The sequence below is a fragment of the Mesonia mobilis DSM 19841 genome, assembly GCF_000423405.1.
Classification (GTDB): domain Bacteria; phylum Bacteroidota; class Bacteroidia; order Flavobacteriales; family Flavobacteriaceae; genus Mesonia; species Mesonia mobilis.
In genome coordinates this window covers 205726-220553 of record NZ_AUHX01000006.1, presented here as the reverse complement: position 1 = coordinate 220553, position 14828 = coordinate 205726, and the positions used below count along the sequence as shown (strand labels likewise).

The window sequence follows — 14828 nt, the reverse complement described above, 5'->3', positions numbered from 1 at the left end:
TTGCCCCCCGATTATGAAAGAAGATATTTTAGATACCGCTACAGACATGTTTTTAACCTTAGGGTTTAAAAGTGTCACGATGGATGATATTGCTGAAAAATTAAGCATATCTAAAAAAACCATTTACAGCCATTTCCCAAACAAAGGAAAATTGGTGGAAGCTTGTGCTATTGAATTATTCAATTGCATTACCGCAGGGATAGACGAAATTATTGCTGAAAAGCATAACCCGATCGATGAGCTGTTAAAAATTCATGAATTTATTTTAAAGAGATTAAAAGAAGAGAAAGCTTCTCCTCAATTTCAACTTTGCAAGTACTACCCAAAAGTCGATGAAGCTTTAAAAGAATTAAAAGTAGAACGAATGAAGTTGAGTATTGGTAACAACCTAAAACGAGGAAAAGAAAACGGTTATTATCGACAAGATATTGATAATGAAATCGTGCTCAACTTTTACTTTATGACTTTAGAAGGCATTAAAGACAGTGAGTATTTTCCGATGGATAAATACACCATTCCTTATTTAGTAAGTCACTTTTTAGATTATCACTTTAGAGCCATTGCCTCACAAAAAGGCCTAGAATACATTAATAACTTAAACCATAAATGCGACTCATGAGAATACGCCTAAGTTGTTTTCTTTTACTATTAAGCATTGGCTTGCACGCGCAAGAAACAATTCAAGAAAAAGAAAATTACAGTTTTAGCTTAGAAGAAGCCATTAATTTTGCCCTAGACAGTAGCTACACGGCAATTAATGCAAAACGAGATATTGCAGCTGCTGCTAAACAAAAATGGGAAACCACTGCAGATGGATTACCACAAATTAGTGCCGCAGTAGATTATCAAAATAACATTAAGCGACCGGTACAATTATTACCGGGAGAACTTGCCGGTGGAGCGCCAGGAACATTTATACCTGTTCAATTTGGTACGAAGCAAAATTTAGCTGCCACTGCAACTGCAAGTCAATTATTATTTGACGGGTCTTATATTGTGGGAGTTCGTGCTGCAAAAACTTTTGAAAAATACACCACGACCAATGCAGAACGTACCGCATTAGAAATTCGACAAGATGTGATCGATGCCTACGGAAATGTTTTATTGGCTGAAGAAAGTGTTACTATTTTAAAAAGTAACAAAGACAATCTGGAAGACAATTTAGAAGAAACCAGAAAGATTTTTGAAAACGGCTTACAAGAAGAAGAAAGTGTAGAACAACTACAAATTACTTTTCTTCAAATAAGTAACGAACTGAACAATGCAGAACGTTTAGTTGCCATTGCGCGTGATGCTTTAAAATTAACTTTAGGTATTCCGTTAGAAAAAGAAGTTAATCTAATCGATACCCTTAAAGGCTTAGTTGAAAACAACATTAGCCTAACGCTTCTTAATTCTGAAATAAATATTGAAGAGAATTTAGACTATCAACTTGCGCAAGTGCAAATCGAACAACGTGAACATGAGCTTAACTTACAAAAAGCACAAGCGCTGCCTACGCTTTCAACATTTATCAATTACGGAACAACGGGAAACAGTGAAAAATTCACTTTTTTAAACGATAACCAACAATGGTTTCAATCCTCAATTTGGGGCGTGAGTTTAAACATTCCTATTTTCAGTTCGTTAAAAAGAAGCGCACAAACTGCCCAAGCCAGAATTGCCTTAGACCAAGCTCAAACACAATTTGAGCAGTCTAAAGAACAAATTCGATTAGGGATGACTCGCGCAAAAAACGATTACCAATATGCGATTGAAAAATACCAAACTTCACAGCAAAACTTAGCCCTTGCTGAACGTATTGAAAACAAAAATCAAATTAAATTTTCTGAAGGGATCGCGACCAGTTTTGAGCTAAGACAAGCGCAAACTCAGCTTTACGATGCACAACAAGAATTATTACAGTCGATGCTTGAAGTACTAAATGCAAAAGCAGCATTAGAGACATTATTAAATACACCTAACCTTAACTTTACCAATAAATAAATCATGAAAAAGTTTTTATTCCTTTCTTTTATAAGCCTAAGTCTTATTGCTTGCGGCGACGAAGAAAAATCTGTAGAAGATGTGATAGAAGGTGGAAACCTAACCGAAATAAGAGCTAAAAAATCTGAACTTACCACGCAGCAAAGCGAGTTAAAAGAACAGATCGAATTATTAAATGAAGAGATTGAAAAACTAGACACGAACAAAAGCCGTTCACTAGTTACTGTTGAAACATTGCAAGACACACTTTTCAAACATTATATCGAAGTGCAAGGTGATGTAGAAACCGATCAAAATATTATTATCCACCCGGAGTTTTCTGGTATTTTAACCAGTATTTATGTAAAAGAAGGTGAGCGAGTAACCAAAGGGCAACGTTTAGCAAAAATTGACGATGGTGGTTTATCGAGCCAATTAGCGCAGTCTGAATCTCAATTAGCCTTAGCGAAAACTACCTACGAAAGACAAGAGCGTCTTTGGAACCAAAACATTGGGTCAGAAATTCAATACCTAGAATCGAAAACCAATTTTGAAGCTATGCAAAATTCGGTAAACCAATTACGTACTCAGCTTTCAAAAACAGTAATTAAAGCTCCATTTACCGGTACGATCGACCAAGTAATTGCCGATGAAGGTCAGGTAGTAAGCACAGGACAAAGTCAGCTTTTCCGTTTGGTTAACTTAACAGAAATGTATGTAACTGCAGAAGTACCAGAAACCTATTTAGGTAAAATTAATAAAGGAACTGAAGTATTAATTGAACTTAGCTCAATTGGTAAAGAGTTTGAAGGAAGCATCGAGCAAGTTTCAGACTTTATTAATCCTAACAACAGAAGTTTTCAAGTACGCGTTTCTGTACCTAACGAGCAAGGTTTAATAAAACCCAACCTTATTGCAACCGTAAAACTTAACGATTACACTTCAGAAAATGCTATTGTAATTCCGTTGAACATTCTTCAAGAAAATGCTGAAGGAAACAGCGTTGCTTTCACCGTAAAAAAAGAAAGCGACACTACAGGAACGGCTGCCAGAAACATCGTAAAAACCGGACTTAGCTATGACAATAAAATTGAAGTTTTAGAAGGTTTAAAAGCCGGACAAACCATTATTCTTGAAGGAGCAAGATCGACAAGAGAAGGACAAGAAGTAAAAATAAGCGAAAATGTCAAGTAAAAACACCCAAAAAGAGTTTCCTATTTCATCTTGGTCGATTAGCAATAACATGACCGTTTATGTGATTATTGCTATCGTTTTGCTAGGCGGGCTGCTTTCCTATTACAGCATGCCTCGTGAAGCTTTCCCAGAGATTATAGAAACCAAAATATACGTAAGTTCGGTGAACCCGGGTAACTCTGCAGAAGATGTAGAAAAATTTATTACAGAACCTTTAGAAGAAGAGTTTAACGACGTTGCCGGCGTACGAGAAATCACTTCAACCACCTTACAAGATTATTCGATCGTAATTGTCGAGTTTGAAGAAGATATTGAAGTTTCTGTCGCTAAGCAAAAAATTAAAGACAAGGTAGATTTAGTAAAAGCCGAAACTACTTGGCCAACTTTAGATAACGGCGCGAAAGTAGAACCTAATGTTTTTGATCTTAATATTTCTGAAGAGCAACCGATCTTGAACGTAAATCTTACCGGAGATTACACCATTCAGCAATTAAAAGATTATGCTGAATATCTTCAAGATAAAATAGAATTGCTTCCGCAGATCAAAGAAGCTACGATTCGCGGTGCAGAAGAAAGAGAAGTAGAAATTGCGGTCGATGTTTATAAAATGACGGCTTCTCAAATAAGCTTCAACGACATTGTGAATGCAATTAGCGCAGAGAACAGAACAATTTCCGGAGGAAATGTAACAGAAAACGGTGTACAGAAAAACATTCGCGTTATCGGTGAAATCGAAGACCCGAAAGAGTTGGAAGAAGTTGTGGTAAAACGCGAAGGCGGAGTTACCTATTTACGTGATATCGCAAAAATCAATTTTCAAGAAAAAGACGCCACAACCTACGCCAGAGAATATGGCGAACCGGTAGTTATGCTTGATATTAAAAAGCGCGCCGGTAAAAATATGATCGAAGCGGTAGAGCAGATCAAAGAAATTATTGAGGTTGAAGAAGAAGAATATTTCCCGGATAACCTTCATATTTCAGTGACTAACGACCAATCGATCAAAACCGAAAACCAGGTAAACGACTTGGTAAACAATATTATTTTCGGAGTTATTTTGGTGGTTGGAGTTTTAATGTTCTTCTTAGGTTTTAGAAACGCACTTTTTGTGGGAGTTGCGATTCCGCTATCGATGTTACTTTCTTATATCGTATTAAGTGCTTTAGGTTTCACCTTAAACACAATGGTACTTTTCGCCTTAGTAATGGGGCTAGGGATGTTGGTAGACAACGGTATTGTGGTTGTTGAAAACGTTTATACCTTAATGAGTGAAGGAATGCCAAGAATTAAAGCCGCCAAACAAGGTTTAGGTGAAATTGCTTGGCCAATTATCGCTTCAACAGCAACTACACTGGCAGCATTTTTCCCGTTAGGTTTATGGCCGGGAACCATTGGTAAGTTTATGGTTATTTTCCCGATGACGCTTTCTATCGTTTTAGGTTCTTCCCTATTCGTTGCGCTAATCATTAACTCGATGCTTACGTCGCAGTTTATGCAGGTTGAAGAAAAAGATATGAAGCGAAAGCGCGCCATTATGGTAAGTATTATCTTAGGTGTTGTTGGCGTTATTATTTTAATCGCAGGTTTCGTTTTAGAAATGGGCTTCTTTAGAGGCTTAGGAAATTTAATGCTATTAGCGGTAATTTTACTTTGGGTTTACCGATTGTTTTTGAAGAAAGCGGTGAACTATTTCCAGTATAAATCCTTAAAAAAACTAGAGAACTTTTATGAGCGTTTCTTAAAATATTCGCTTCGTGGTAAAAGAGCCTATTTATTTTTCTTCGGAACTTTCGGTTTGCTTATTATAAGTTTTGTTTTGGTAGGCGTTTCTCAACCCAACGTGTTGTTTTTCCCAGAAAATCAGCCTAACCAAATTATTACTTATATCGAATATCCGGAAGCAACCGATATCGAGAAAACTAACGAACTAACTAAAAAGATCGAAAAGCGAGTTTTCGAGGCTATTAAAAAGTACGAAGACGACGGGTATAACTTTATGGTTGAATCTGCTATTTCTCAAGTTGGTGAAGGTGCAGGAAACCCACAAACCGATGGCGGGCAACAAAATGAAATGCCGCATAAAGGTAAAATTACGCTATCGATGCGTGAATTTAACGATCGTCGTGGCGTAAAAAGTTCTACCGTTTTAGAAGAAGTTCGTGAAGCGGTTCAAGGTTTTCCCGGTGCTTCTGTAATTGTTGAAAAAGATGCAGCAGGACCGCCGGCCGGTTACCCAATTAACATTGAGATTAAAGGTGAAAACTACGATCAAATGTTAGCGGAAGCGCAAAAAATGCGTTCGTTTATGCAAGATTTAAGTATCGACGGGATCGAAGAGCTTAAAATAGATGTTAACAAAGCTAAACCGGAACTTAACGTAAAAGTAGATCGTAAAAAAGCCGGTCGATTAGGTGTTTCTACCGCGGTAGTTGGGCAAACTTTACGTCGTGCAATTTATGGAGAAGAAGTTTCAACCTATAAAGATGGTGATGATGATTATGAAATTAACGTAAGGTTTAATGAAGATTTCAGGTATAATGAAAATGCGATCTTTAATCAACCCATTACGTTTAAAAATCAAAATACCGGAGAGATCATGCAGATCCCGATCTCTGCGGTTGTCGATAAAAAACAGACAGCAACGTTTAGCTCGATCAAACGTAAAGACTTAAAACGTGTGATCACCATTTATTCTAACGTTTTGGGAGATTATAATGGTAACGCTATTGTACAGCAGCTAAAATCTGAATTAAAGAACTACGAGCTCCCAAAAGATATGAGTTTTAGCTTTACGGGAGAACAAGAAGAGCAAGCAGAAAATATGTCTTTCTTATTGAAAGCGTTGCTTATTGCTTTAGGCGGAATTTTATTAATTCTTGTAGCACAATTTAATTCGCTATCAAAACCTATCATTATTTTAATGGCGGTACTTTTAAGTTTAGGTGGCGTGTTTTTCGGATTAGTTTTCTTCGGAATGGATTTCGTGATCATTATGACGATGATGGGGATTATCTCTCTCGCCGGTATTGTTGTGAACAACGCAATTGTTTTGATTGATTACACGCAAATACTCATCGATCGAAAGAAAGAAGAACTTGGTTTAGATGAAAAAGATCTACTTACCAAACAACAATATTTTGAAGTAATTGTGGCCGGTGGTAAATCGAGATTAAGACCGGTTTTATTAACGGCAATTACTACGGTTTTAGGATTAATACCTTTGGCAGTTGGGTTAAACATCGATTTCTTCTCGCTATTTATTAACTACGAACCAAAGATCTATATTGGTGGTGATAACGTGATTTTCTGGGGACCTTTAGCCTGGACGGTGATCTTCGGTCTTACCTTTGCTACTTTCTTAACCTTGGTGATCGTACCGGTAATGTTCTACCTAAGTAATCGCGGTAAGGTAAAGTACAGAAAAAAAAGAGGTAAAGAACTTCAACCAAATGCTGAAACCAATTAATTTATTCAGCAGACATTTATTGAATTCAACAAAAAAGGCTTTCTAGAAATAGAAAGCCTTTTTTTTTATATCGTAAATAATTCAGCAATAAAAATTATTCTTGCGGATTGATTTTATACGTAAAACCAACTCCTAATACTTCTCTTACCTGAAATGCTTTTACTGCATTATCGTCATAAATCGTTTGGAAAATAAAGTTTGCAGAAAGATAATCGTTCACCTTCATATTTAATTTTCCGGTGTAATCTAAATCTACATTTTGCGGGTCTTCTAAATAGTTTGCATATAAATTCAGCATATTTTCAAAAGTCACATTTTCAACTAGATCAAACTTTGCGTAAGCCGTTACCGAAGCACCAAATTCAAAACGCATCGATTCTCCTTGATCTACGCCAAAATAATCACCGTCTTCATAACCTTCAACCGTGGTAAAACGATCGTCTACAAAAATAAAACGTGCAGTAGCCGGCGCAATATTCACTTTAAAGTTTTCATTTTTCTTCCAAAGCATGCCAGGACCTACTTGCAAATACCCAGGAGACATAAAGTGCGTAGTTTCTGTTCTTACGGTTTCTTCGCCAATCACATTTCCTGTAGTTTCATCGATCACATCTACTTCGTCATACTCATAACCTTTAGCAAATTGGGTTCTGAAGTTAGCAAAAACTGAATAATACCAGTTAGACTCATTTATCTCCCAACCTGCAACCGAATTTACCTCTAAACGGTCGTTGGTTTTTCTTACAAATTCATCATCTTTTACCTTGGTTAAACCATAATCTCCTAAAAAGGTATTGTCCCAAGTAAAATTGTCTTTATTGTAGTTTAGATTATAGCTAATCGTAGCGTTACCGGCGTAGTTTGAAGTTCCGCCGCCTTGCCATTCGGCATTAAATGCAGCTTGATTAAAAAGTAACGAAAAAGTTCCTGTGCCTACCCAACCTTCTTTAGGTTCGTCAGATTCTTCTTCATCTTGAGCAAAAGTGAGTTGTGTAAAAAGTAAAAGAGGTACGATTAATAGTAATTTCTTCATAGTGCAAAATTTAATAGTAAAATTGCCTACAAAGTTAACTTATTTCAACAAGTGACTCTTAAAGAAATATTAAATATAAATGGAAAAGCTGAATTACTTTTTCTTCTTTTTGAATAACGGAACCGATGAGCAAGCCTCACCAAACATAATGGTTTTGGCTACCGGTTGTAGTTTTTGTACGATTTGCAGATAAGCATTTTCGGGTACCGGTTTGCGAGCGCAACCTTTAACAATTACCGGCAAATCTCTAAATTCTTCTATATCGATGGTATTGATAATATCTTGATAAATGCTGAATTCTAATTGCTGAAGATCTCCTAAAATTATACGTTTTGCATAAGGCTGAAGTTCTGTCGTAATTAACATATAAGCCCAAGCCGGTATAATCGCGTCTGAAGAGCAAGTTAGCGCCAAATATTTATCTTGGTATTGCGCCCAATCGTGTTGTTTTACAGCTTCCCGAAAATCTTTTTCACGCAGCACAAATCCTTCAAAAAGCCAATCTTTAATATCGAAAAGCACGCGTTCTCCTTCCGGATAGTATTCTTCTAAATTAAAAGTGACTAATTTACTATTGGCAACTCTATTGATGATTTCTTCAGCCATAAAATTTTCAAATTCTGAAAAAGCCGAAATATAATTTCGGCCTTTAACTTATAACATTCCTAATTCTAGTTTTGCTTCTTCGCTCATTAAATCTTGAGACCAAGGCGGGTCGAAGGTAAGCTCTAACTCTACATCATTCACCTTGTTTAACGACTTCACTTTTTCCTCTACCTCTTGCGGAAGCGTTTCTGCCACCGGGCAGTTAGGCGTGGTTAACGTCATTAAAATTTTCACATCGTAATCTTCATTTACAAAAACATCGTAAATAAGACCTAGTTCGTAAATATCTACAGGTATTTCTGGATCGTAAATGGTTTTTAGCACCTTTACAATCTTCTCTCCTAACTCTTGAGTATCTATTTCTTCTACGCTCATCGCTTATTGTACTTTAGTTTGATATGCTAACGCATACATTTTTAATTGTTTGATCATACTTACCAATCCGTTAGCACGTGTTGGCGACAAATGCTCTTTTAAACCAATTTCATCTATAAAATCGGTATTGGCATCTAAAATAGCTTTAGGTTCTTGGTTAGAGAACGCACGCACCAAAATGGCAATGATTCCTTTGGTAATAATTGCATCACTATCGGCAGTAAACACTACTTTCCCATCTTCCATATCGGCGTGAACCCAAACTTTACTTTGGCAGCCTTTAATGATATTTTCGTCGGTTTTGTATTGCTCGTCGATTAACGGAAGTGATTTTCCTAGCTCGATCATATATTCGTAACGCTGCATCCAATCGTCAAACATTGCGAATTCATCTACAATCTCTTCCTGTATTTCTTTTATATTACTCAAACTATTATTTCTTTTTTGCTTCAATTAAAACCTTACCATTCTCATTAGTAAACTGAAGTTTCTCTTCTGAAAATTGATAAGCTGTGGTCTGGCGAAGTGCTTCTAGAAAACCATTTTCTGCTTGCATCGCTTCTTGACACATTTTTCTGGTAGAAACCACTTTCATTACTTTTAGTTGTTGCGCTTCCGGATTGTTTAACCCGCCGCTATAACTATTGCACCCGGCAAAACCGTTAACTATTTTTTCTTCCAGATCGATATTCATCGTTAACTGAAAATCTTTCACCGACATTTCACCAACTTTTTCTACAGAATATTCAGCACTTTCTAAGGCTTTAGTTGAATTGTTTTCTACATCCTTACAACCTATCAAGCTGAAAGCGGCAAAGCATAAAATGAAAAACTTTAATTTCATATATAATAGAATTTAGAAGGTTGAAATTTTTAAAAGCTGAAAAATCAGCTCCCTAAGATAACATAATTTTTGCTCGCTTCACTGCTTGCACAAAAGCATCGATTTCTTCTTTCGTATTATAGAAACTGAAAGAAGCTCTCACCGTTCCCGGAATTTTATAATAATCCATAATAGGTTGCGCACAGTGATGACCGGTTCTTACGGCAATCCCTAATTTATCGATAATCGTCCCGATATCATACGGATGTATTCCTTCAATATTAAAAGAGATCACCGCAGTTTTTTCTGAAGACGTCCCATAGATCATTACGTCACCAACCGCTAACAATTGCTCGGTGGCATAAGTTAAGAGTTCGTGCTCGTAAGCTGCGATATTCTCGAAACCTAGTCCGTTTAAATATTCGATCGCCTTCCCGAAAGCAATACCGCCGCAAATATTTGGCGTTCCTGCTTCAAACTTATGCGGTAACCCGGCGTAAGTTGTTTTCTCGAAAGTTACCTGATCGATCATTTCGCCTCCACCTTGATATGGCGGAAGTTTAATGAGCCATTCTTCTTTTCCGTAGAGCACACCAACACCTGTTGGTCCACACATTTTATGACCCGATACAACATAAAAATCGACATCTAAAGCCTGAACATCGGCTTTAATATGCGGAGCTGCTTGCGCACCATCGATCAACACTGCCGCTCCTTTTTTATGAGCTTCAGAAATAATCGTTTCGATCGGGTTGATGGTTCCTAATGCGTTGGATACGTGATTTACAAAAACAAGTTTTGTTTTATCACTTAAAAGTTCGTGAAACGCATCCATGGCTAATTCACCCGAATTAGTCATCGGGATTACTTTTAATTGCGCGCCGGTTTTTTCACAAAGCATTTGCCAAGGCACAATATTAGAGTGATGCTCTAAAGCAGAAACGATCACCTCATCACCAGCTTTTAATTGAGAAGCAAAACCATTAGCGACTAAATTAATCCCGTGTGTGGTGCCCGAAGTGAAGATAATTTCTTCTTTCTTCGCTGCATTAAAATGTGCTCTTAGTGTTTCACGAGCTTGCTCGTAAGCATCGGTTGCTTCTTGAGATAAGCTATGCACGCCACGGTGAATATTGGCATTATATTGTTCGTAATATTCTACAATCGCATCGATCACCACTTTTGGTGTTTGCGAAGTAGCCGCATTATCGAAATACACGAGCGGATGCCCATTTACTTTACGGGAAAGTATAGGGAAATCTGCTCGTACTTTTTCTATATCTATTTGATGACTCATAAAATGAGTTTATGAATTGATTGAACCTATTAAAGTTCAATTTTATAAATCGAAACCTAAACTTACATTCAATTTATTCGCAATAAGCTTATTGACTCTTTTCTGTAATTCAGGAATTTTCACACTTGATAAAACGTTGTTCGCAAAGGCATACATTAATAAAGCTCGAGCTTCTTTTGCAGGAATACCTCTAGATTTTAAGTAGAACATCGCATCTTCGTCTAACTGCCCGATCGTACAACCGTGACTACAAGCTACGTCGTCTGCAAAAATCTCTAATTGCGGTTTTGAGTTGATCGTTGCTTTATCACTTACCAAAATATTATTATTACTTTGGAAAGCGTTGGTTTTTTGTGCTTCTTTTTCAACTAAAACTTTTCCGTTGAAAACACCTACCGATTTATCGTCGTAAATACCTTTATAATCTTGATGACTTTCACAATTTGGTTCTATGTGATGCACTAAGGTATTATGATCTACGTGTTGCTTATCTTCAATAATGGTAACTCCCTTCATCGTTGAATCGATATGTTCTCCTTTTTGGAAGAATTGAAGGTTGTTTCTGGTTAATTTTCCACCGAAAGAAAACGTGTGTACCGAACAATTACTTTCTCCTTGTTGCTCAACATATGTATTATCGATTAAGGAAGCGTTGGCGTGATCATTCTGAATTTTATAATAATCGACCATCGCTCTTTTATCGGCATAAATCTCGGTTACCGCATTAGTTAAAACCGCATTATCGGTTAAACTTTGGTGACGCTCGATAATTTGTACGTGAGCATTTTCACCCACAACCACTAAGTTTCTTGGCTGTAACATTAAAGCTGACTCATTTCCTGTTGAAAAATTAAGGATCTGAATAGGCTTATCGGCTACCGTATTTTTAGGAATATTAATAAAAGCGCCTTCTCTAGAAAAAGCAGTATTTAAACTGTTTAACGAATTTTTAGGTGCTATTTTATTAAAATACTTTTCGATGACCGGCTTGTATTTGTCTTTTGTTAATGCGGAAGACATTAAGCAAGCATCGATCTTATCGTGCGTGGTTTGTGATAAATGTGAAGAATAAATACCATCGATAAATACGATCGTGTACGCATCGATATCGTGAATAAAGTATTTCTTTACATCTTTATATTCAATCGCATCTTCTTTTTTAGGAAAAATGCTGTAATCTTCTTTTAAGATAGATTTTAAAGAAGTGTATTTCCAATCTTCATCTTTACGAGAAGGGAAACCGCTTACTTCAAAATTTTTCATCGCTTCACTTCTAATATTGTGAACCTCGCTATTTACATCTACCTGCTCTTCAAAAGCGAAAAATGAAGAAATTAATTTATCTTTTAATTCCATTTTGTTTGTTGTTTTGGGTTAAAGTGATTTTGAGAATAAGAAGGCTTATAAGGCTTTCATCTCTTCTTTAATCCAATCGTAACCTTGCTCTTCTAATTTATAAGCAAGCTCTTTACCTCCAGACTTCACGATCTTACCATCCAATAAAACGTGTACATAATCGGGTACGATATAATCTAATAAACGCTGGTAGTGCGTAATTACTAACACCGCGTTATCTTTTGTTCTTAGTTTGTTTACTCCGTTAGAAACGATCTTTAACGCATCGATATCTAACCCAGAATCGGTTTCGTCGAGAATAGAAAGTTTTGGTTCTAACATTGCCATTTGAAAGATCTCGTTACGTTTTTTCTCTCCACCAGAGAAACCTTCGTTTAACGATCTAGATAAGAATTTTCTATCCATATCTAACAACTCAGATTTTTCTCTAATTTTCTTCAGCATATCTTTTGCCGGCATATCTTCTAAACCTTGCGCTTTACGAGTTTCGTTAATCGCGGTTTTCATAAAGTTGGTTACAGAAACCCCCGGAATTTCTACCGGATATTGAAAAGATAAGAATAGACCTTTATGAGCTCTTTCGTCTGCTTCTAATTCTGAAATTTCTTCGTTCTCGAAAATAATTTCTCCTTCGGTTTGCTCATATTCTTCTTTCCCGGCAATTACACTTGCCAAGGTACTTTTACCAGAACCGTTTGGCCCCATAATGGCGTGAACCTCTCCGGCATTAATTTCTAAATTAATTCCTTTTAAAATTTCTTTATCTTCTACACTGGCGTGTAAATTCTTTATCTTTAGCATATCTATTCTCTTTTATTCTCCTTTAACTTTAATGGCCGGCTCCGAGGTTGGCTCAGACACCTTTACTATATTTTTAATTTCTATAATCTTGTCCCATCCTTCTTCCTTCGGGTTGTCTTTTACCTTCGCTTTTAGAATTACAGGAACCATATCAAAATCTTCTCTTTTATACGATTCTACTTGTTGGGCAAGTTCTTTAGCTTTTTCATCTAAAGTTACGCCGTAAACAAAGTCGTTACCGTAAAGCACTGCAGCTTCATCTGTATAAATGTATTCGCCTCGCAAAAGCACTTCGTCTCCAACCTTAAAACGATCTGCTCTTTCTTCCAAAATATCGCTTCTTCTTAATTCCTTTTCAGAAGCTTCATTTTCTGAAGATTGCTTTTCTTCATTTTTACAACTCACAGCAATCGCTGCTGCTACAAAAAGAGTGATGATGATTTTTTTCATTATAATTAGTTATTATCCTACAGAACCTTCTAATGAAATTTCTAAAAGCTTTTGCGCTTCTACAGCAAACTCCATTGGTAATTTATTTAAAACTTCTTTACTAAAACCGTTCACGATCAAAGCAATTGCTTTTTCGGTATCGATCCCACGTTGGTTACAATAGAAAATTTGGTCTTCACCAATCTTACTGGTTGTAGCTTCGTGTTCGATCTTTGCGGTTTTATTTTTTGCTTCGATATATGGGAAAGTATGCGCGCCACATTCGTTACCCATTAATAAAGAATCACACTGCGAGAAGTTTCTGGCATTTTCTGCTCTTCCGTTAACTTGAACCAAACCACGGTAAGAGTTTTGTGATTTCCCGGCAGAAATACCTTTTGAGATAATTGTACTCTTGGTGTTTTTACCTAAATGAATCATTTTGGTACCGGTATCTGCTTGCTGAAAATTATTAGTTACCGCGATCGAGTAAAATTCTCCTACCGAATGATCTCCTTTTAAAATACAAGAAGGATACTTCCAAGTTACGGCAGAACCTGTTTCTACTTGTGTCCAAGAAATTTTTGCATTTTTCTCACAAAGCCCTCTTTTGGTTACAAAGTTGAAAACACCACCTTTACCGTCTTTATTCCCAGGGAACCAGTTTTGTACGGTAGAATATTTAATTTCTGCATCATCTAAAGCAATTAATTCTACGACAGCAGCGTGCAATTGATTTTCGTCACGCATTGGTGCGGTACAACCTTCTAGGTAACTTACATAGCTATCTTCATCTGCCACAACCAAAGTTCTTTCGAACTGACCGGTTCCTGCTTGGTTAATTCTGAAATATGTTGAAAGTTCCATCGGGCAACGAACACCCTTTGGAATGTAACAGAACGATCCATCTGAAAAAACTGCCGAATTTAAAGCTGCATAGAAATTATCTTTCTGCGGAACAACCGTACCTAAATACTTTTTCACTAATTCAGGATGCTCTTTTATCGCTTCTGAAATAGAACAGAAAATGATTCCTTTTTCTGCAAGTGTTTTTTTGAACGTGGTGGTTACAGAAACAGAATCCATCACCACATCTACGGCAACACCGGCAAGCTTTTTTTGCTCATCTAAAGAGATTCCTAGTTTTTTAAACGTATCTAACAACTCAGGATCTACTTCATCTAAACTATCGTATTTCGGTTTTTTATTGGGTGCCGAATAGTAGGAAATATTTTGAAAATCGGGCTTTGGGTAATTTACGTTAGCCCAATCTGGTTCTTCCATTTCGCTCCAAATACGAAAAGCTTCCAGACGCCACTCGGTCATCCATTCTGGCTCCTCTTTTTTCTTAGAAATTGCTCTTACGATATCTTCGTTTAAACCAACGGGAAAGGTTTCAGACTCAATGTCTGTATAAAAACCATATTCGTATTCTTTGGTTTCGAGCTCTTTCTTTAAATCGTCTTCTGTAAATTTATTCATT

Annotated in this window: 14 protein-coding genes; 4 read left to right on the top strand and 10 right to left on the bottom strand. The window is 36.7% G+C overall.

What is annotated here, in order from left to right:
* Positions 1-13 precede the first annotated feature (13 nt).
* The 4 genes from G551_RS0106970 to G551_RS0106955 are packed head-to-tail and all read left to right on the top strand — an operon-like array spanning position 14 to position 6625.
* A complete protein-coding gene (locus G551_RS0106970) occupies positions 14-619 on the top strand; it encodes a TetR/AcrR family transcriptional regulator (RefSeq protein ID WP_027884884.1) in 606 nt (201 codons plus the stop codon).
* On the top strand, positions 616-1986 hold the full coding sequence (locus G551_RS0106965) for a TolC family protein (protein ID WP_027884883.1): 1371 nt from the start codon (positions 616-618) through the stop codon (positions 1984-1986). The genes G551_RS0106970 and G551_RS0106965 overlap by 4 nt, the downstream gene beginning before the upstream one ends.
* A 3-nt stretch (positions 1987-1989) precedes the next feature.
* Positions 1990-3159 (top strand): efflux RND transporter periplasmic adaptor subunit, encoded by a 1170-nt coding sequence (locus tag G551_RS0106960; protein WP_027884882.1) that lies wholly within the window; start codon positions 1990-1992, stop codon positions 3157-3159.
* Positions 3149-6625 carry an efflux RND transporter permease subunit gene (locus G551_RS0106955; protein WP_027884881.1) on the top strand — a complete coding sequence of 1159 codons (3477 nt, stop codon included), beginning with the start codon at positions 3149-3151 and terminating at the stop codon, positions 6623-6625. The genes G551_RS0106960 and G551_RS0106955 overlap by 11 nt, the downstream gene beginning before the upstream one ends.
* Positions 6626-6719: 94 nt before the next feature.
* Here G551_RS0106955 and G551_RS0106950 read toward each other — a convergent pair whose 3' ends face one another.
* The 10 genes from G551_RS0106950 to sufB form a co-directional block, all read right to left on the bottom strand.
* The gene (locus G551_RS0106950; RefSeq protein WP_027884880.1) at positions 6720-7658 is read right to left on the bottom strand and encodes a DUF3078 domain-containing protein; all 939 of its coding nucleotides are present in this window, start codon (positions 7656-7658) and stop codon (positions 6720-6722) included.
* 93 nt (positions 7659-7751) lie between these two features.
* Positions 7752-8264 carry a DUF2480 family protein gene (locus tag G551_RS0106945; protein WP_027884879.1) on the bottom strand — a complete coding sequence of 171 codons (513 nt, stop codon included), beginning with the start codon at positions 8262-8264 and terminating at the stop codon, positions 7752-7754.
* Positions 8265-8312: 48 nt separating this feature from the next.
* Positions 8313-8639, bottom strand: a complete 327-nt coding sequence (locus G551_RS0106940; RefSeq protein WP_027884878.1) for an SUF system Fe-S cluster assembly protein — start codon at positions 8637-8639, stop codon at positions 8313-8315.
* Positions 8640-8642: 3 nt separating this feature from the next.
* Positions 8643-9020, bottom strand: coding sequence for a SufE family protein (locus tag G551_RS0106935; protein WP_051191320.1), 378 nt, complete (start codon positions 9018-9020; stop codon positions 8643-8645).
* Positions 9021-9072: 52 nt separating this feature from the next.
* The gene (locus tag G551_RS0106930) at positions 9073-9483 is read right to left on the bottom strand and encodes an META domain-containing protein (protein ID WP_027884876.1); all 411 of its coding nucleotides are present in this window, start codon (positions 9481-9483) and stop codon (positions 9073-9075) included.
* A gap of 52 nt (positions 9484-9535) precedes the next feature.
* Entirely contained in the window at positions 9536-10759 is a 1224-nt protein-coding gene (locus tag G551_RS0106925; RefSeq protein WP_027884875.1) for an aminotransferase class V-fold PLP-dependent enzyme, read from the bottom strand.
* A 42-nt stretch (positions 10760-10801) separates the two neighbouring features.
* On the bottom strand, positions 10802-12115 hold the full coding sequence (sufD, locus tag G551_RS0106920) for a Fe-S cluster assembly protein SufD (protein WP_027884874.1): 1314 nt from the start codon (positions 12113-12115) through the stop codon (positions 10802-10804).
* Positions 12116-12160: 45 nt separating this feature from the next.
* Positions 12161-12916, bottom strand: coding sequence for a Fe-S cluster assembly ATPase SufC (gene sufC / locus G551_RS0106915; RefSeq protein WP_027884873.1), 756 nt, complete (start codon positions 12914-12916; stop codon positions 12161-12163).
* A gap of 12 nt (positions 12917-12928) precedes the next feature.
* Positions 12929-13366, bottom strand: a complete 438-nt coding sequence (locus tag G551_RS15540; RefSeq protein ID WP_051191315.1) for a hypothetical protein — start codon at positions 13364-13366, stop codon at positions 12929-12931.
* Positions 13367-13378: 12 nt separating this feature from the next.
* Positions 13379-14827 carry a Fe-S cluster assembly protein SufB gene (gene sufB / locus G551_RS0106905; RefSeq protein WP_027884872.1) on the bottom strand — a complete coding sequence of 483 codons (1449 nt, stop codon included), beginning with the start codon at positions 14825-14827 and terminating at the stop codon, positions 13379-13381.
* Position 14828: the final 1 nt, after the last annotated feature.